The organism is Bacillus sp. 179-C3.3 HS (genome assembly GCF_047229225.1).
Lineage (GTDB): Bacteria > Bacillota > Bacilli > Bacillales > Bacillaceae > Bacillus.
This window is the reverse complement of the sequence record NZ_JBFEFT010000008.1, coordinates 39739-58218: the sequence shown is the minus strand read 5'-3', so window position 1 is coordinate 58218 and position 18480 is coordinate 39739. Positions and strand designations below refer to the sequence as shown.

The following is an 18480-nucleotide window of genomic DNA, read 5'->3' as shown; positions in this document are numbered from 1 at the left end:
GATCAAAACATTTGAAGCTATGGAGGAATCAAACGATGAAAAATATTGTAATTGTTGGTGCAGGACCTGGATTAGGAATGTCTATTGCTAAAAAATTCGGACAAAATGGATTTCGTGTGGCGCTTATTGCCCGAAATAAAGAAAAGTTAAACCAACTGGTTCAGGAATTAGAAGGATTAGGTGTTGAAGCAGTAGCATATCAAGCAGATATATTAAATAAAGCAGAAATTGGTTTAGCATTTGCAGAGATCAAAGAAAAATACGGATTTATTGATGTGCTTGAATATAGCCCTACTCCGAGTATCGATACAGTAGCCAATACTTTGGAAGTAACAGAAGAAAATGCATTTTACCAATTTCAATTCAATGTTATGGGTGCAATATCGAGTATTCGAGAAGTCCTTCCAGATATGTTGGATAAACAAGATGGTGCTTTGTTATTTACGACGGGTGCTGCCGCAATCAATCCAGTACCAATGATGGGAAATGTCGGAATTGCTGTTTCTGGCCTTCGAAATTATATATTAAATTTGAGCAGTGAATTAAAGGACAAGGGTATTTATGCTGGGCATGTTTCGATTGGTATCTGGATGCAGCCGAATTCCGGAGTACAAGACAAAATCGCTGACATTTGGTATGACATGTACACGAAAAGAGATCGAGTTGAAGAATTAGTGACGGATGATCATGTGTCATAAAAGCAACCTTTGATATAGACATTAGATACATTTTATTTAGAACATAATAAGCTCGAGGTGGTAGGAAAAAAATGAACATAACTATTTTTGGAGCAAGTGGTGCAATCGGTCATCTTCTCATGGAAATTGCATTAGACAACGGAGATCTTGTTACTGCTTATGTAAGAGATCCTAAGAAGATCAAGATAAATCATTCAAACTTACGGCTTGTAAGAGGAGAACTCTCGGACACAGTAGCCATTGAAACGGCAGTTGCAGAAGCTGATGTTGTCATTAGCACAATGGGGCCTTCGATTGATATATCTCGAAAGCTGAAAGGTACGCCAATTGCTGATGGGCATGACCGGATTATCAAAGCAATGAAGAAGTTCAACAAAAAAAGATTGATTACTCTAGCAACTCCGGCCTTACAATCGAAAGATGATAAGAAAAACGTATCGACGGTTTTGCCAGGATTATTGGCAAAACTCTTTTTACCAAACGGCTATGCTGAAATGAAGAAGATGGAAAGGATGATTAAGCAATCCAATTTAGATTGGACTGTTGTCAGAATGATTAATCCTAATATAAAACACAACGGGCAACTTTATGGTTATTCAATTGGAAATCAATCGGCTAAACTGTCTGTCTCTAGAGAGAATGTAGCAAAATTTATATATTCCACTATTGGGCAAGGCTCGTTAATAAGAAAAATGCCCATTGTTTATAATATTTAATCTATCTTTTAATAGTAACCTCTTGCGGATATCATACCGAAGAGGTTACTATTAAAATGATTATGAATGATCCATCTTTTTTATAAAACTACATTTTTTACATAAATTGAAATGGATTTGTATTAGATTCAGACACAAAGAGCTGGACATCATACTTTTGATCGTCACATAGCGATTGAAGCTTCTGCTTCACGCCCTCTTTCATGATCTTTTCTGCATAATGCCCTGGATCAACCACATGCAGCCCGATCATCATGGCATCATGTGCCACATGGAAATAGAGATCTCCAGTAACGTAGACATCAGCACCCATTCTTTTCGCTTGATGGATGTATTTATTTCCGTCTCCGCCAAGCACCGCTACTTTTTTCACAACGGCGTCCTTCTGTCCAACAAAACGAGCACCGTTCACATCTAGCTTTGTTTTCACCAATTGTGTAAAGTCTTCAAGTGTCATCGGTTTTTCTAATTCTCCAATGCGTCCGAGACCTTTTTGAACGGGAGGAAGGTCGGTTGTGTGTACACTATATGCAACCTCTTCATATGGATGTGCTTTGATCATCTCACGAATGACCTGTTTTTCAAGACTTGCTGGAAAAATCGTTTCGATTCGCACTTCTCTCACAAACTCTAGCTTGCCTGACTCCCCGATAAAGGGTGTTGCCTCCTCTGACGGCAAAAAGCTACCTGTCCCTTCATTTGAGAAAGCACAATGACTATAGTTGCCAATATGGCCCGCTCCAGCATTTCCTAATGCCACTCGGATGGCTTCTTCAAATTCCTCTGGTACATACACAATGAGCTGTTTGATTTGCTCTTCATATGTCGGAACTAACACCTTTGTTTCCTTGAGCTCTAATGCATCAGCGAGTAAATCATTGACTCCCCCATCAGCCACATCTAAATTTGTATGCGCCACATACACCGCAATATCATGCTTGATGCACTTTTCAATGATGCGCCCAGCTGGCTGGTCAGTTGCTACATGTTTTAATGGCCGAAAAATAGGCGGGTGGTGCGCGATAATTAAGTCTACTTTCCGCTCAATCGCTTCGTCTACCACGTTTTCTAATACATCTAACGTAATCATCACATTTGAAACACGTTTATTTAATGTCCCAATTTGCAGCCCAATTTTATCTCCTTCCATTGCGTAAGCCTTTGGCGAAAATTGCATAAACAATTGAATGATTTCATGACCGTTTACTGTTTTAGCCAACAGTTAAAACCTCCTTTAATAACATGATTTTCTTTTGCAACTCTATCTGTCGCTCTTTATTCTCTTCAGTAGGCGCTGCCTGCGCGATTTGACCTTCTATTTTCTCCATATGTTGAAGCTCTTGCACCCATTTACGTCGGAAGACATCACTCTGTTCTTTCGCAAGAAATGGACCAACCAATAGCCCCGCTTCAAACGACATATGTTGATAGGCTTGATCTTTATTGCCTTTTTCTGCAATGATGATTTCGTATATCTTGCCATCCTCTTCTAAAATGACTTCATCTAAAAGTTCATATCCCTCTTGATAAAGCCATAAACGTATATGATAAGCATGGATATTAGGCTGGAGGATCAGTCTTTCTTTTCCATCCAATTTCTCTTTGCCTTCTTTTAGGATGTTTGCAATAAGGGCTCCGCCCATCCCGGCAATTGTCACAGCATTGACCTCACCTTGTTCAATGACTTCAAGGCCATTCCCTTTTCTCACCGAGATTTGTTCATCTAACTCTAGTCTATGTACTTGCTGTTTCGCAGATTGAAGCGGTCCATCGGTGATTTCTCCCGCAATGGCTTTCACTGCTTTTTGGTGTAAGATCGCGTAGCATGGCAAATAAGCATGATCTGACCCGATATCGGCAAAGACAGCGTCTTTTGGTAAAAAGTCTGCTACCCGTTTTAATCGTTTTGATAAATTCAATTCATTCATACATATCACTACTTTTCTTTAATGTTCATACTTGTCTATCTTATATAAATTATGGACTTTTTAAAAGTCGTTTTCAAATGAAAAAAGCTCTTCTTAGGAAAAAGAGCTTTTTGTGCGATATTATTTGATTTTGGATACCCACTCCGACATCTCATCTAGCTTTTCATTCGGAATGAGTCCACCTGGCATCCCATTTCCACCTTCTTGAATTTTCTTCTTAATTTCTGCCACTTCAAGCTTATCACCAACCCCTTTTAATGCAGGACCTGCGCCGCCTTCATAATTCTCCCCATGGCAGCTTAAGCAGTTTTGCTTATACAATTCTTCCGGTGTAGCATTCGCAGTCTCTTCTTGCTTTTGCTCTTCGCCCCCAGATGCGATCTTCTGTTCATCTTTGAGCCCCTTCATTGATAAGAAAAAAGTGAGTCCAATTCCTAAAATGGCAATCAATAAGAATGGTATAAGTGGATTCCGTTTCATTTCTTTCATCCTCCCCTTTGTAAAAACCCCTTTGATACTTTGAAAACAATTCTAATTCTACTTTAATTTTACAAAAAGTAAACGCATTATGATACAATACTTTGATCAAGTTCACATATTAGACAAAACTATGCAACAAGAGATTTGACGCTTCCAAGACATTTTGATGTATTTTTTATACATCTTTTCCTAAGAACGTTGCAAATTCATTTGTTATTCAGTAAAATATAATCAGAATTGAAAAAGCGTTTTCATTTTGATGATGAAAGAACGGATCTCTCGCAAGATCCGTTCGGGTTCTATTCTAAGAAGTCTTTTAATCGTTTACTTCTGCTAGGATGTCTTAATTTACGAAGAGCCTTCGCTTCAATTTGGCGGATCCGCTCTCTAGTTACGCCAAACACCTTTCCAACCTCTTCTAATGTGCGTGTTCTTCCGTCATCCAGTCCAAAACGTAGTCTCAGCACATTTTCTTCACGATCCGTTAGCGTATCTAATACATCTTCAAGCTGCTCTTTTAACAATTCATATGCAGCATGATCCGATGGAGATGTGGCCTCTTGATCTTCAATAAAGTCACCAAGATGCGAGTCATCTTCTTCACCAATTGGTGTTTCTAAAGAAACTGGCTCTTGTGCAATTTTAAGAATTTCTCTAACCTTTTCTGGTGTCAAATCCATGTCTTCAGCAATTTCTTCTGGCGTTGGTTCTCTCCCCAAATCTTGTAGAAGCTGTCTTTGAACACGGATTAATTTATTAATCGTTTCAACCATATGCACTGGGATACGAATGGTTCTTGCCTGGTCAGCAATAGCACGCGTGATCGCCTGTCTAATCCACCAAGTCGCATATGTTGAGAATTTATATCCTTTGCGGTAATCAAACTTCTCAACCGCCTTCATGAGCCCCATGTTTCCTTCTTGAATTAAATCAAGGAACAGCATACCACGACCGACGTAGCGTTTGGCAATACTGACAACGAGACGAAGGTTCGCTTCCGCTAATCTTCTTTTTGATTCCTCATCGCCTTCTTCAATCTTCTGTGCATACGAAATTTCTTCTTTTGCAGATAATAAATTGACGCGGCCGATTTCTTTTAAATACATACGAACAGGGTCATTAATTTTGACACCTGGTGGTACACTTAAATCATTCAAGTCAAATTCTTCTTCTGCTTTCGCCAGCTGCTGAACATTCGGGTCTTCAGTCTCTTCGTTTTCACTGATGAGTTCGACACCCTGTTCGCCTAAATATTCATAGTATTCATCCATTTGGTCTGATTCAATTTCAAAGCTAGACATACGCTCTGCAATTTCCTCGTATGTTAAAACGCCCCGTTTTTTACCCGTTTCAGTAAGTTTGTCTCTTACCTGTTCAAAGGTTAGTTCAGTTTCAGTTTCGTGGGCTTGTTTATCAGCCATTATGGATCCCTCCTTCCAAAGCTTGCAACGAATTCTTAAGTAACTTGCGATTTGCTTCTCATCCGCTCTTCTCTCTATATAGAACAGTACGAGCAAATAGGAATAATATAAATAATGATGAAGGCAAGATGCTTGCGGTCTCTTTTGCTCCTCCTGTAAAGGATTCATTGCCAGCCGTAAGCGGATTACTTATTAACGTATTACTTCAGCGTACGGTTCAACTGAACAATTTCTTTTGCAAGTGTTGCCGCTTTGAAGAAATCTTTTTGTCTTTCCGCCTCTGCACGTTCTAGTTCTTTTTCCTTTATCATTGCCAAATTCCGATGATTCAACACTTTTTTTACATAATCACTTAACTCAGCTTCACTTAGTTCGTCTCCGACTTGAATCATTAGTATATCCGTAAGAAGCTGATTCATCTGATCATCTTCAAAACGGTTCATTAGGTGCTGCGGCGTTGGCTCTTTGCCTTCCTCATACAGTGCATACACGTATGTTGCAAGAGCCCTATGTGAATCTATATTAAATTCTATCCCTACTCTATCAAGCACTTTACGAATGACATCATCGCTTTTTAACATATGGGCAAGTAACATTCGTTCTGCATTTTCATATGCGGGCCGTAGACGCTTTCGTCTGACCTGTGTTGATAGATGTGCACGCCGTTTCTCAAGTCCATTCTCTTCTTGCGTGTTTTTCACTTCTTGCCGCTGCTGCTTTTCAAATAGCTCTAATTGTTCTTTTAATGAGTCAAGTGAGATCGAGAACTCTCCAGCAAGCTGCTTCATGTAAATTTCTTGTTCCAAGGAGCCGTTTAATCGGCTAATTTCGCGGAGAACTTGCTTCATATAAGTAAGACGGTCTCCCTCGTCTGATAAATTTTTCCCTCTTCGGAAAAAATTCATCTTAAACGTCATTAATGTCACACTTGCATCTATGATGTCGTTCCTAAATTTCTCGCCGCCATATTTGCGAATGTAATCATCTGGATCGAGTCCATCTGGAATCATGGCAACGCGAACTTTACATCCTCTTTTCCCAAGCAAATCCGATGCTTTCATGGTTGCTTCATATCCGGCCGTATCTGAGTCATAGCATAGGATGATTTCTTCTACGTTCCGTCTAAGAAGCTTCACATGCTCTTCTGTTAGAGACGTTCCCATTGTTGCAACACTTTCACCGACACCAGATGTAACAGCCGATATCACATCTGCAAACCCTTCAAAAAGTACAGCTCTTTCGCGTTTTCTAATATGCATACGCGCGTCATGAAAGTGATAAAGCAACTTACTTTTATGAAAAAGTGGCGTTTCAGGACTATTCATATATTTTGGCTGCTGATCACCGAGCGACCTGCCGGAAAAAGCTACGACCGCGCCATGGTGATCGTGAATCGGAAACATCACGCGATCTCTAAAGCGGTCAAAAAATCCTGTACCATTTTCACGTTGAATTAAAAGACCTGCCTTCTCCATCATCACGGGTTCGAACCCTCGTTTTTCTAAAAACTTGGTCATGAAATCCCATGAGTCTAGTGCATACCCGATCTCAAATTTGGCTATTGTTTCATCCGTAAAGCCTCGTGAACGTAAATAATCGAGTGCTTTTTGACCTTCCTTTGTATTTACCAACAAATGGTGGTAAAATTTCTTTAGAAGATCATGTGCCTCCATCATTTTATGATCTGCTGTATCTTCTTGAGAAGAAGAACTGACCTGTGCATTCGCTACATGATCTGGCAGGTCAATATGGTACTTATCCGCCACGTGTGAAACGGCTTCGATAAATGAGTAGCCTTCCATTTGTCTCAGGAAAGAAAAGACATTTCCTCCTGCACCACAGCCAAAACAATGGAAGATTTGCTTATCTGCTGAAACAGAGAATGAAGGAGTATTTTCACCATGGAATGGACAAAGACCGAAGTAATTACGACCTTGCTTTCTAAGCTGTACGTATTCGCCAATTACTTCGACAATGTCTGCGTTTTTTTGGATCTGCTCCAAAAGTTCATCTGGTATACGTTTGCTCATCCTAATAACACTCCGTCGTACATTATTCGCCTTTTAATTCAAAAACCCTTCATAATTCGACAGGATTTTTTGTAGTTGTACAATAAATCGCTGTTTATCTTCTTCTAAAAGCTTTTTGGGACCTTTTCCGTATACACCTTTTCTTCGCTGTCTGCTCGACATATGCCTCCGCTCCAAATCAAAATCAATTGTATCGTTTTTGTACATCCGTCCTCTTTCTGATAGGACGATGACATCTTTTGGAAGGAGTAGCGAAGCAAGGCCGATATCCTGCGTGACGACAATATCATGTGCAGAAGCCGCATTTGCAATGACGAGGTCAGCTGCTTCTTTGTGTGTATCAACAAACCGCCAATCCTCAAGTGGTGATCGACTTGTTTGAAAATGGACATATGAAGCAACGAATGTCACAGGGACTTGAAATTCAGATGCGACAGAAAGAATTTCATCTTTTACAGGACAAGCATCTGCATCGACATAAATCGTCCTGCCTTTTTTACGTTCATTCAGGTGACTAATTCTCCATCCCTCCACCTTATTCCTGCTTTAGCGAAGCAAAAAGATCATACTTTTCCCCCATAAAGTGTTCAAGAGTAAAACTCATTTTGTCGAAAAATTATGTTCAGAATGACTTGACTTCTGCCAATATTAGTTTATTCGTTCTTGACTTAACTTAAACCTAAAATCAATCATTTTATCACAATTTTTTATTATAATACAAATGCAGCTAATTTGCTATTGTTTTTGTTTACCCATATCCCACCATAGGAAAAACCCAGGAGATACATCCTGAGTTTATTCGGAACCTCTTCTTGTCATCATTTGATGAATGACATTCGCCGTTTCCTCAACTGCCTTGTTCGATACATCAACGACTTGACAGTTAATACGATCAACCACTTTTTCAAAATATTCCAGTTCCTCTTTAATTCGCTCAATATTCGCATAAATAGCGCGATCATTAAGACCTAATGATTTCAAACGTTCTTTACGAATATGATTGAGTTTGTCTGGACTGATTTTTAGACCGATGCATTTTTTGGGATCTACTGAAAATAGCTCTTCTGGCGGGTCTACTTCAGGAACGATCGGAACGTTCGCTACTTTTAGACGCTTATGAGCCAAGTATTGAGATAGCGGTGTCTTAGACGTACGCGATACACCAATGAGCACAATATCAGCCTTTAAGATTCCTCTTGGATCTCTACCGTCATCATACTTAACAGCGAATTCAATCGCTTCAACCTTTTTAAAATAGTCTTCATCTAATTGACGTACACGACCCGGCTCATGTTTCGCTTCATTCCCATATGCAATTTCCATTTTATCAATTAGAGGACCAATAATGTCGTAGTAAACGACGCCGTTCGCTTCTGCCTCTTGTATTAAAAATTGGCGCATCTCCGGCACAACAAGTGTAAAGCAAACAATACCGTTATCTGCCTTTGCCAATGAGATGACTTCTTTGATTGTACCTATATCTTCTACATATGGAATTCTTCTAATATTTGAATGGTCAGATGAGCTGCCATCAAATTGGCTTAACGCCGCTTTGACCACGAGCTCTGCTGTTTCACCTACTGAATCTGAAACAACATAAATTACGCGATTACTCATAACATCCCCTCGCAGTCTTCTGTGATTAGAGTATTTCGTTCTCCGATAAGCTCACAAGTAATTTGGTCATGTTTGTTTTCGTGATTCTGCCTACTACTTCAAAGCCTTTATCTGTATCTTTAATGACAGGCAGTGCGTCTATTTGCTTTTCAATCAAGTGTTTAGCCACATCCATGATGAAGTCTTCCTTTCGGCAAACGGTGATGTTCGGCATCCTCGTCATGATGATGTGCACTGGGATGGATGGGAGTTCTTGTTTTCCAATACTGGCTCGAAGAAGGTCTTTTCTCGATAAAACACCAGTTAAAATAGAGTGATCGTCGACCACAAATAATGTACCCACATCCTCTAAAAACATCGTACAAATCGCATCATAAACCGAAACATTCTCATGGATCACGACTGGAATGGATTGATAATCTTTCACTTGAAGCTTTTTCAGCTTATCTGCTAAAAGCTGCGTGCCTGTTTTCCCTGTGAAAAAGTAACCGACCCTTGGCCTTGCTTCTAAAAAGCCAGACATCGTTAAAATGGCCAAATCCGGCCTTAGGGTTGCCCTTGTTAAGTTCAGCCGATCGGCAATGTGCTCTCCAGTGATCGGACCATTCTCTTTGACAATCTGTAAAATCTGCTCTTGCCGTTTATTTAACTCGATTGTACTCACCACCTTTAAATAGAGAGAGCGTGTCTTTCCTTATGTAGATCATTTTCACAACTTATCATATTATAGCGCATCTTTGTCCGAATGAAACAGAAATCCCTCAAAAACGCTGAATAAATGAGTAAAAAACGATTGCCCTTCAGAAAAGGCAACCGCTTTTGGATATTCATTTTACAATTAAATTGTTCATATTCGCAAATGATTGAATGACTTTTGCAAGTTTGACCATCTGCGCCAAACGATTTTTCTTTAATTTTTCGTCATCTGCATGAACCATTGTATGATCAAAATAATGAACAATCTGTGTTTTTAACGTCTCTAGTGCATCAAGTGCCAATTGATATTGTCCCGCTGCCGTATGTTCTGCTGCGGCTACCTCTACCTGCTGATAAGCATCGAATAGAGCTTTTTCGTGTTCGTTTTCAAACAATGCTGGTTCGATGTGTGTATCTTCACCTTTTTTACTGATTGAAATGACACGCCCAAGCGCTTCCGCCGTTTCTTTGAAGCTTTCTTGTTTCACACTTTCCTCAAGGACGGCTGCTTTTTTCACGGCTGCATAAGGCTCGATATCTTCTACATCAAGTACTGCATCGATGACATCATGTCGAATATGTTCTGCTTGAAGGACATGCTTTAATCGTTGCGTCAAGAATTCAACAAGTGCCGTCTCATGGGCTGGCTCAATGTGTGCAAGCTGTAATAGCTCTTTAAATGAGATATTCCAATGACGGTCGAGCAAGATCTGGACAATACCGCTCGCTTGTCTTCGCAATCCATAAGGGTCTTGTGAACCAGTTGGAATGACGTCAATCGAGAAGAATGAACAGATAGAATCTAGTTTATCAGCGATTGCGACAATTGCCCCAATGAAAGTAGACGGCGCTTGATCGCCAGCAAAACGCGGCATGTAGTGTTCATTGATACTCTTTGCAACTTCCTCATGTTCACCAAGTGCTTTGGCGTATTTCTCACCCATGATTCCTTGTAGCTCTGGGAACTCATTCACCATTTGGGTGACAAGATCAAACTTTGAAATACTTGCAGCTCTTGCAACACGTTGTTTCGTTTCATCGTCAGCTCCAATATGCGCTGCTAGACGAGTTGAAATGTCTGTCACTCTCTTCAGTTTGTCACCAATCGTTCCGAGTTTCTCATGGAAGACAACTTTATCAAGCTTTTTAATATTGTCTTCAATGACGAGCTTCTCGTCTTCCTTATAGAAGAATGCCGCATCCGATAAACGTGCACGGAGTACTTTTTCATTTCCTCTTGCGACATTTTCGAGTGCCTCGCTGTTCCCATTTCTGACTGTAATAAAGTGTGGCAATAATTCTCCTTGCCCATTTTTCACAGGGAAATAGCGCTGGTGCTCTTTCATTGTTGTGACCAAAACTTCTTCTGGCAATGCAAGGAACTCTTCTTCAAAGGATCCAAACAACACAGTTGGATATTCTACAAGATTGTTGACTTCTTCTAAAAGCTCAGGATCGACTGGAATCACCCAGCCTTTTTCTGAAGAAAGAGCATCTAGCTGTTCCGTAATCATTTGTTTTCTCTTCTCTATATCAACAATGACAAACTGGTCTTGACATGTTTGCACATAAGTTGCAGGTGAATCTATGCTGGCTGTCGTCCCGAGAAAACGATGTCCTCTTGTCTCCCGTCCGCTTTGTACGCCTGCAATTTGAGTAGGAATCACCTCTTGACCAAATAAACAAACAATCCATTTAATCGGACGGATATAGCGTAGATCTTTGCTACCCCATCTCATGTTTTTTGGAAAGCTTAATGAAGCAGCGATGTCACCTAGTGCTGGCAGAAGGTCTTTGACTTGTTTTCCTTCTTCAAACTTCTGCACATGGACATAATCTACTCCTTTGATCTCTTTGAAATAAAGATCATCTGTTGTAGCACCTTGACCACGGGCAAAACCTTCAGCTGCTTTTGTCCAATGACCTTCATCATCTTGGGCAATCTTTTTAGCTGGGCCTTTTGCTTCTTCTTTGATATCATCTTGCTTTTCTGCTACACCTTTGACAAGAGCAGCAAGACGTCTCGGAGAATTATATAAGGAAACATCTTCAAATGAAATGTTTTGCGCGTCAAACCACGCCTTTACTTTTTCACCTAGCTGTTTTGTGCTCTCTGCCATGAAACGCGCCGGCATCTCTTCTAAGCCGATTTCGAGTAATACATCTTGTTTATTCATGAGATGCCGCCTCCTCTTTTAGCATTGGGAATCCCAGTTTTTCTCGTTCTTCGTAATACGTTTTGGCTACTTTTCTCGCTAAATGACGCACTCTACCAATATAGCCTGTTCGTTCAGTGACAGAAATGGCGCCTTTTGCATCGAGTAGGTTAAACGTATGGGAGCATTTGAGCACATAATCGTATGCAGGGTGAACAAGTCCTTTGTCCATTTGGCTATGTGCCTCTTTTTCGTAAGTTGTAAATAAATCAAATAGCATTTCTGTATTTGATGTTTCAAATGTATACACAGAATGCTCATATTCAGCCATTGAAAATAGATCTCTCACCGTAAATCCGTCTGTCCATTCCAAATCAAAAACATTTTCTTTGTCTTGAATATAGGAAGCGAGACGTTCAATTCCGTATGTGATTTCAACAGATACGGGCTTACATTCTAAGCCGCCAACTTGTTGGAAATACGTAAATTGCGTAATCTCCATACCATCAAGCCATACTTCCCAACCAAGTCCTGCACAGCCAAGAGATGGATTTTCCCAGTTATCTTCCACAAATCGAATATCGTGTTTCAATGGATCAATGCCAAGCGCCTTCAATGAATCTAAATATAGTTCCTGAATATTATCAGGTGAAGGCTTAATAATGACTTGAAATTGATGATGCTGATACAATCTATTCGGGTTTTCTCCATATCTGCCATCAGCTGGGCGTCTGGAAGGCTCCACATATGCCACCTTCCATGGCTCTGGGCCAATGCTTCGCAGGAATGTGTATGGACTCATCGTTCCTGCGCCTTTTTCTGTGTCATAAGCCTGCATTAAAACGCAGCCCTCATTTGACCAATGCTTTTGCAAAGTCAAAATCATGTCTTGAATATTCAATGATCGCACCTCCAACTTTTTCTACGCGATCCGCTATGTATGACGGATGCGGAATAGAACCTTTTCAGAGAACACAAAAACTCCCGTCTCTATGCTCGCAAGGTCCTTGCAAACATAGGGACGAGAGTTTTTCCCGCGGTTCCACCCTATTTGCTGGAATCGCCATCCAGCCTCTTTGTTTTACGTTGCTCAAGAATGCCTTTCGTTACGCCTCCATCCTTAGCTCACACCGCCCTAAGGTCGCTTTTATGGATGATACGTAAGTACTTCTTTCTGTCAATGCAACATATTGATCTTAGATGATCTTACAAAAAGTCTTGGGAGATGTCAACTTTTGTTTTCGTCACCCATGAGCTTTTTCATGGATTCCATCTGATCCATGAATTTTTTAGATTTTAAATAAAGACCTGAATACTCGTCATAATAGTGATCTAACACTTGACGAATCTCTTGTTTTGTTTGTGGTTTGACATCCACTTGACCAAGTCTCGATATATCAAAATAATGAAACAAACGGAGAAGTCTTGCAGCTGCTGGAGATAAGGGCAGTTTATATGGATCTTTCGCAAAACAGTTTTGACAAATGAATCCGTTGTCTCTAATCGAGAAATGAAACTGCCCCTCTTTATGACCACAATGTACACATTGATCCAGTTCAGGTTTCATTCCCATCACTGATAACATTTTGACTTCTACTATAAATAAAATAATTTCAGCATCTGTGCCTTCATTCAGATGGCGCAAAGATTGAAGAAGCAGCTCAAACAAGTAAGGGTTTGGCTTCTTTTCTTCCGTTCCTTTATCAAGCAATTCTGTCATATATGCGGCATATGCGGTAAGAAATAAATCTTCCCGAATCGCTCGCATGCTTTCCATCATTTCACCTTGCTGGAGCGTTCCGAGCCCTGTGGATGATTGAATGAGGAATGTTCCGTATAAAAACGGCTGGCTAATTGCTGACAAGCGGCTGTTTGATTTTTTAGCGCCTCTTGCCATCACACCAATCTTCCCATGTTCTCTAGTGAGTAGCGTGACAATTTTGTTTGTTTCGCCATAATCTGTGGTTCTAAGGACAATTCCTTCACTTTTAATGAGCATTTGTCGACACTCCGAGCTTGGAGGAGATCAAGATTTATAAAATTGGAAAATCAAATCGTGCTATTTCTTCTTCAAGTACATCGGGTCTTTCCAGGTTCTCCTTTTCTAACTCTTTGAAAAGAAGATACGTGTCTACGCTTCCTGTTTGTGAAAATACGTTCCATGTAAAATTCAACATAAAAACCCCACCTTTCTTTATTAGAAGCAGCAACGCTACATCCAACATATTTAATTTTATCTTGACCAGGCTACCTCCATTTCATGATAAACAATTTTTACTAAACGAGCCGCTTTATTGTAAGATTTTATAACAGCTGTACGTTTTTAATATTCGTCTTCTCTAAATCCAAAATCACGCAGGTGAGTGGACTTATTACGCCAGTCCTTTTGAACTTTTACCCAAAGCTCCAAATACACTTTCGAGCCTAGTAATGCTTCAATATCTCGACGCGCTTTTTGTCCCACTTCTTTTAATAAACTACCTTTTTTTCCGATGACAATTCCTTTTTGGGAATCACGCTCAACGACAATGGTCGCCGCAACATGAATCTTTCCATTTTCATCAGGTTTAATAGATTCGATTGCTACTGCAATACTATGAGGTATCTCCTCTCGCGTTAAATGCAGCACTTTTTCTCGAATCAATTCAGAAATAATAAACCGTTCTGGATGATCCGTTACTTGATCGGCAGGATAAAATTGAGGTCCCTCCGGCAGATAATGTTCAATCTGCCGAAGAAGCGTATCAATATTATTCCCTTCAAGTGCCGATATTGGCACAATTTCCTTAAATGGGAAACGGGTGCGGTATTCATCAATTAAAAGAAACAGTTCATCCGGATGAATCTGATCAATTTTATTCACGACCAAAAACACCGGTGTCGATGTTTGTTTTAGTCGTTCAATGATGAATTCGTCACCTTTTCCATAGCCTTCCTGTGCATTGATCATGAATAAGATCAGGTCGACTTCCTTCAGTGTGTTTTGCGCCACCTTCATCATAAAATCCCCTAGCTTGTGCTTAGGCTTATGAATTCCTGGTGTGTCGATAAAAATCGTCTGTGAGGTGCTCGTTGTCAAAACACCTTGCACTTTGTTCCGTGTGGTTTGGGGCTTATCACTCATAATCGCGATCTTCTGCCCAATCACTCGGTTGAGGAAGGTCGATTTTCCTACATTCGGCCTTCCAATAATTGATACAAATCCAGATTTGAAGCTTTCATTAGTCATTTAAATCCTCCGGTGAAAATGCGCCTGGCAATAGTTCGTTTACTGTTGTTTCGTGTATATGTCCTTGTAAGTTGGTTAGAATCACTGGCATATCAGGTGCACATAGCTCTGAAATGACCTGTCTGCACGCACCACATGGTGGAACAGGACGATCTGTGTCAGCTACGACTGCAAGCATTTGAAAAGATGTGATGCCTTCTGAATAGGCTTTAAAAAGTGCTGTTCTTTCCGCACAGTTACACATGCCATAAGATGCATTTTCAATATTGCATCCACCATACACTTTTCCATCTTTCGACAATAATGCTGCACCGACTTTGAATTTTGAATAGGGTACATACGCAAAATCTCTTGCTTTAATCGCTTCTGAAATTAACTCTTGTTTGTTCATTTGCTCATTCCCTCTTTCAGAAGAAATGGTACCACTGTCACATTTATATTTTACATAATTTACGTGACATTTTCACGCCCATTTCTCAAAATGTTAATAAATAGTAACATCGTTCTATTGCATCACCTTCGGTAGGAAGATGATCAATCCAATCATAACCGAAATAACCGCGTAAACGCAAACAGCCCCTGCTGCTGCGTCTTTTGCTCTCTCTGCAAGTGGATGCCTCTCCTCTGTCATGAGATCAACAGCGTGTTCTATGGCTGTATTCACAAGTTCAAGCGCAAACATCCCGCCACATAATAAGAGAATGATCATCCATTCAAACAGATGAATATGAAACCAAAAGCCGCAAACCACCACGATGATGGCTGCGACTGTGTGAAATCGAAAATTGCGTTCATTTAAGAACGTTCGCCCTATACCTCTAAATGCATAATAAAAACTCCGAAAAAAACGAACAAGCGGCCGCCGCTTTTTATCATGATCTTGAAAGGCCATAATCATCCAATATTTCCGTCTGTTTGGCGAACATTTCTTTTTCGTCCTCTGCAGTCATATGATCATAACCGAGCAGATGCAAAAAGCCATGAACTGTCAGGAATCCAAGCTCTCTCATAAAGGAATGACCATATTCCACAGCTTGTTCCCTTGTTCGATCCACACTAATGATAATATCACCTAATACCGGCGGAATATCCTCCGCTCCAATGATTTGAATTTCTCCTTCTCCTTCTTCCTCAAGTGCAAAGGAAATCACATCTGTTGGCGCATCTTTCCCACGATATTCTTTGTTGATCTGCTGAATTTCTTCGTTTGACACAATCGTTACAGACACTTCAGCTTGATCTTTTACTTCAAGGGCGTCCGCAGCAAATTGAAGAAGCTTTTCAACTTCTGCAAGCTGCTCTTTTGATACTTGTCCTGTTTCATCTATTAAATCAATTAACAATGTCATTTACTTCACCTTCTGCTTCGGGGCATCTGGATACTCAATCCGAGAATGGAAAATCCCCTTTAATGTTGTACAAATCGTTTGACTAATCATGTTTAATTCTTTGAATGTTAAGTCACATTCACTAAACTGTCCATCCTGCATTTTATCTGAAATAATCCCTTGGACAAGTTTTTCAATACGCTCAGGATTCGGATTATGCATGGAGCGAACTGCCGCCTCAACGCTGTCAGCGACAGAAATAATCGCTGCTTCTTTTGATTGCGGTTTTGGTCCAGGGTAACGAAATTCTTCTTCTGTCACCTGATCATCACGTTCTTTTGCCTTATAATAGAAGAACTTCAGCAGTGATTTCCCGTGATGCTGTTCAGCAATATCAACTAGCTCCTGAGGAAACTTCTTTTCTCTCAACATATCAGCACCATCTGTTGTATGGGCAATGATGATGTTTTTACTTAACTGCGGAGAGAGCTTATCATGCGGATTATCCATATTCATTTGATTTTCAATAAAATATTGTGGCCTTTTTGTTTTTCCAATGTCATGATAATACGCCCCTACTCTCGCTAGAAGCCCATTGGCTCCAACCGCTTCACATGCCGCATCTGCTAAGTTCGCCACCATCACACTGTGATGATATGTGCCTGGTGTCTCTGTTAAGATTTTTTTGAGTAACGGATGATTCGGGTTCGATAATTCGATCAGTTTCATTGTTGAAAGAATACCGAACATACTTTCAAAAACAGGCATTAATCCAATAACCAAAATAGCGGATGCAAATCCTGAAACGATCGCCATCATCAGATTTATACCAATTTCAAGGCCGGATGGAGAAGAATTTTGAATGAGCGTAATGGATAACACGGCAAGAACATTGACCGCGGCCACCAAAAGTCCAGCCTGTAAAATTTTCGATCTTCCATTATGTTTTCGAAGGAATAAAATCCCTGCCATCCCACTCATGAGATAGTAAGCACAGATGACATAATTGAAGACACCTGTCACTCCTTGATTAAACATCATACTTCCGCAAAGAGCAAATACAAGTCCAGAGTAAATGGCTAATCGCTCATTAATCAGGAGCTTGATCAGCATCGTACCGAGCGCAACTGGTACAACGTAGCCAATTGTGGTGTATTTCGTTTCTTGAAAAAGACTGAAGACTTCCATAATGATTAAAATGATTGTGAAAATCAATGAAAAGAGCAGTAACGTTCTATTCCTATGTGCAACAGATACACTTCTTGTTTCAAATGAGTGAATAATCGCTGCTAAAAAGAGGCCGATGAGTATGATCAGACCGCTGACAGGCTTTACTAAATTTGAGCTATTCAAAAGACCCGTTAGCTCTAGTTTACGGTATACTTCACGGTCGATGAGTTCGCCTTCTTCCACAAGAATTTGTCCTTGCTTGATTTGAACTGGCTGAACATTATCAGCGGCTTCTTGCCTTTTCTTCTCGGTTGCCACCGGATCAAATACATAGTTTGGAATAATCGCAAATTCACCGATTTCTTTGGCTGCATCTAAATATTTAGAAGGAATCGAATTGTTTTCAAGCTCCTTCTTTACTTGTTTTTTCTCTTCTTGCAATTTAGCCGCTGTGATTTCTTTACTCATCAGTGAGTTAACGACTGTGATAATCGAATCCTTTGTAAAAGAGAGATTTTCATCACTGGCTTGTAAGAGTGCTTTAATGGATTTGTCAGAAACGGCTTCCTGCATATCAGATGTCAACTTCTCTTTTACGCGCTTCACCTGTTCTTGATCTGTTGGTGGGTTCTCTTTTTGTTCAGCAGCTTTCTTCTCTTCTTTAATGGCTTCAAAGAGGGATGAAATGAGGTCAACTCGATTATCAGAATACGCTTTTTTGAGCGTATATTGATCTTCCACTTGATCTGTTGCTTCTTGTTTCTTTTCTGCTGTCGCTTCTTGATCATCAACGGTGGATGGAGAATAAATGGTCTGTTCGCTTACTGAAAATAAATCTAGATCGAGCGATTCAGGCTTCACATGGAAGAAGAGCACGCCAAACATAATGACTGCTAATGCAGCATATAGCAAGGTGTTTATGTAACGTGAGCGTTCCATTTTCTGAGGTTCTTTTTTAGATAGCAGTCGTTTGCGCTTCCTGCTTTTCTCATTCTTTCTCAAGGAACGTAC

Annotated in this window: 19 protein-coding genes; 2 read left to right on the top strand and 17 right to left on the bottom strand. The window is 40.2% G+C overall.

Annotation, left to right across the window (positions count from 1 at the left end; genetic code table 11):
• Positions 1-11: 11 nt before the first annotated feature.
• On the top strand, positions 12-698 hold the full coding sequence (locus AB1K80_RS07375) for an SDR family NAD(P)-dependent oxidoreductase (RefSeq protein WP_412855967.1): 687 nt from the start codon (positions 12-14) through the stop codon (positions 696-698).
• A gap of 71 nt (positions 699-769) precedes the next feature.
• Positions 770-1414: an NAD(P)-dependent oxidoreductase gene (locus tag AB1K80_RS07370; RefSeq protein ID WP_412855966.1), complete on the top strand. Its 645-nt coding sequence runs from the start codon at positions 770-772 to the stop codon at positions 1412-1414.
• Between the two features lie 97 nt (positions 1415-1511).
• Here the strand turns inward: AB1K80_RS07370 and AB1K80_RS07365 are convergent, their stop codons facing one another.
• From AB1K80_RS07365 to AB1K80_RS07285, 17 genes are all read right to left on the bottom strand, one after another.
• Positions 1512-2633 (bottom strand): Nif3-like dinuclear metal center hexameric protein, encoded by a 1122-nt coding sequence (locus AB1K80_RS07365; RefSeq protein ID WP_412855965.1) that lies wholly within the window; start codon positions 2631-2633, stop codon positions 1512-1514.
• On the bottom strand, positions 2626-3342 hold the full coding sequence (locus tag AB1K80_RS07360) for a tRNA (adenine(22)-N(1))-methyltransferase (protein ID WP_412855964.1): 717 nt from the start codon (positions 3340-3342) through the stop codon (positions 2626-2628). The genes AB1K80_RS07365 and AB1K80_RS07360 overlap by 8 nt, the downstream gene beginning before the upstream one ends.
• A 120-nt stretch (positions 3343-3462) precedes the next feature.
• Entirely contained in the window at positions 3463-3822 is a 360-nt protein-coding gene (cccA, locus tag AB1K80_RS07355; RefSeq protein ID WP_412855963.1) for a cytochrome c550, read from the bottom strand.
• Between the two features lie 299 nt (positions 3823-4121).
• Positions 4122-5243 carry an RNA polymerase sigma factor RpoD gene (gene rpoD / locus AB1K80_RS07350; RefSeq protein WP_061408609.1) on the bottom strand — a complete coding sequence of 374 codons (1122 nt, stop codon included), beginning with the start codon at positions 5241-5243 and terminating at the stop codon, positions 4122-4124.
• Between the two features lie 200 nt (positions 5244-5443).
• The gene (dnaG, locus tag AB1K80_RS07345) at positions 5444-7273 is read right to left on the bottom strand and encodes a DNA primase (RefSeq protein WP_412855962.1); all 1830 of its coding nucleotides are present in this window, start codon (positions 7271-7273) and stop codon (positions 5444-5446) included.
• Between the two features lie 33 nt (positions 7274-7306).
• Positions 7307-7807, bottom strand: coding sequence for a YaiI/YqxD family protein (locus AB1K80_RS07340; protein WP_412855961.1), 501 nt, complete (start codon positions 7805-7807; stop codon positions 7307-7309).
• 261 nt (positions 7808-8068) lie between these two features.
• Entirely contained in the window at positions 8069-8890 is an 822-nt protein-coding gene (locus AB1K80_RS07335; RefSeq protein ID WP_412855960.1) for a pyruvate, water dikinase regulatory protein, read from the bottom strand.
• A gap of 25 nt (positions 8891-8915) precedes the next feature.
• On the bottom strand, positions 8916-9554 hold the full coding sequence (locus AB1K80_RS07330; RefSeq protein WP_412855959.1) for a helix-turn-helix transcriptional regulator: 639 nt from the start codon (positions 9552-9554) through the stop codon (positions 8916-8918).
• A 163-nt stretch (positions 9555-9717) separates the two neighbouring features.
• Entirely contained in the window at positions 9718-11763 is a 2046-nt protein-coding gene (gene glyS / locus AB1K80_RS07325) for a glycine--tRNA ligase subunit beta (protein WP_412855958.1), read from the bottom strand.
• Positions 11756-12643 (bottom strand): glycine--tRNA ligase subunit alpha, encoded by an 888-nt coding sequence (gene glyQ, locus AB1K80_RS07320; RefSeq protein ID WP_412855957.1) that lies wholly within the window; start codon positions 12641-12643, stop codon positions 11756-11758. Before glyQ ends, glyS begins: the two co-directional genes overlap by 8 nt.
• A gap of 327 nt (positions 12644-12970) precedes the next feature.
• Positions 12971-13741, bottom strand: coding sequence for a DNA repair protein RecO (recO, locus tag AB1K80_RS07315; RefSeq protein ID WP_412855956.1), 771 nt, complete (start codon positions 13739-13741; stop codon positions 12971-12973).
• Between the two features lie 34 nt (positions 13742-13775).
• A complete protein-coding gene (locus AB1K80_RS07310; protein ID WP_003217288.1) occupies positions 13776-13919 on the bottom strand; it encodes a YqzL family protein in 144 nt (47 codons plus the stop codon).
• Between the two features lie 146 nt (positions 13920-14065).
• The gene (gene era, locus AB1K80_RS07305; RefSeq protein ID WP_412855955.1) at positions 14066-14971 is read right to left on the bottom strand and encodes a GTPase Era; all 906 of its coding nucleotides are present in this window, start codon (positions 14969-14971) and stop codon (positions 14066-14068) included.
• Positions 14964-15362 carry a cytidine deaminase gene (locus tag AB1K80_RS07300; RefSeq protein ID WP_412855954.1) on the bottom strand — a complete coding sequence of 133 codons (399 nt, stop codon included), beginning with the start codon at positions 15360-15362 and terminating at the stop codon, positions 14964-14966. The genes era and AB1K80_RS07300 overlap by 8 nt, the downstream gene beginning before the upstream one ends.
• 114 nt (positions 15363-15476) lie before the next feature.
• Complete coding sequence (locus AB1K80_RS07295; RefSeq protein WP_412856034.1) at positions 15477-15863, bottom strand: diacylglycerol kinase family protein; 387 nt, start codon at positions 15861-15863, stop codon at positions 15477-15479.
• On the bottom strand, positions 15844-16320 hold the full coding sequence (ybeY, locus tag AB1K80_RS07290) for an rRNA maturation RNase YbeY (RefSeq protein ID WP_412855953.1): 477 nt from the start codon (positions 16318-16320) through the stop codon (positions 15844-15846). Before ybeY ends, AB1K80_RS07295 begins: the two co-directional genes overlap by 20 nt.
• Positions 16321-18408 carry an HD family phosphohydrolase gene (locus tag AB1K80_RS07285; RefSeq protein ID WP_412856033.1) on the bottom strand — a complete coding sequence of 696 codons (2088 nt, stop codon included), beginning with the start codon at positions 18406-18408 and terminating at the stop codon, positions 16321-16323.
• Positions 18409-18480 lie beyond the last annotated feature (72 nt).

What these genes read in the sequence shown, in the direction of transcription:
- rpoD (WP_061408609.1), bottom strand. Translation starts at nt 5,243, where the DNA reads ATGGCTGATAAACAAGCCCACGAAACTGAAACTGAACTAACCTTTGAA.
- cccA (WP_412855963.1), bottom strand. Translation starts at nt 3,822, where the DNA reads ATGAAACGGAATCCACTTATACCATTCTTATTGATTGCCATTTTAGGA.
- AB1K80_RS07300 (WP_412855954.1), bottom strand. Translation starts at nt 15,362, where the DNA reads ATGAACAAACAAGAGTTAATTTCAGAAGCGATTAAAGCAAGAGATTTT.
- AB1K80_RS07285 (WP_412856033.1), bottom strand. Translation starts at nt 18,408, where the DNA reads ATGGAACGCTCACGTTACATAAACACCTTGCTATATGCTGCATTAGCA.
- ybeY (WP_412855953.1), bottom strand. Translation starts at nt 16,320, where the DNA reads ATGACATTGTTAATTGATTTAATAGATGAAACAGGACAAGTATCAAAA.
- dnaG (WP_412855962.1), bottom strand. Translation starts at nt 7,273, where the DNA reads ATGAGCAAACGTATACCAGATGAACTTTTGGAGCAGATCCAAAAAAAC.
- AB1K80_RS07360 (WP_412855964.1), bottom strand. Translation starts at nt 3,342, where the DNA reads ATGAATGAATTGAATTTATCAAAACGATTAAAACGGGTAGCAGACTTT.
- era (WP_412855955.1), bottom strand. Translation starts at nt 14,971, where the DNA reads ATGACTAATGAAAGCTTCAAATCTGGATTTGTATCAATTATTGGAAGG.
- glyS (WP_412855958.1), bottom strand. Translation starts at nt 11,763, where the DNA reads ATGAATAAACAAGATGTATTACTCGAAATCGGCTTAGAAGAGATGCCG.
- AB1K80_RS07295 (WP_412856034.1), bottom strand. Translation starts at nt 15,863, where the DNA reads ATGGCCTTTCAAGATCATGATAAAAAGCGGCGGCCGCTTGTTCGTTTT.
- AB1K80_RS07310 (WP_003217288.1), bottom strand. Translation starts at nt 13,919, where the DNA reads ATGTTGAATTTTACATGGAACGTATTTTCACAAACAGGAAGCGTAGAC.
- recO (WP_412855956.1), bottom strand. Translation starts at nt 13,741, where the DNA reads ATGCTCATTAAAAGTGAAGGAATTGTCCTTAGAACCACAGATTATGGC.
- AB1K80_RS07370 (WP_412855966.1), top strand. Translation starts at nt 770, where the DNA reads ATGAACATAACTATTTTTGGAGCAAGTGGTGCAATCGGTCATCTTCTC.
- AB1K80_RS07335 (WP_412855960.1), bottom strand. Translation starts at nt 8,890, where the DNA reads ATGAGTAATCGCGTAATTTATGTTGTTTCAGATTCAGTAGGTGAAACA.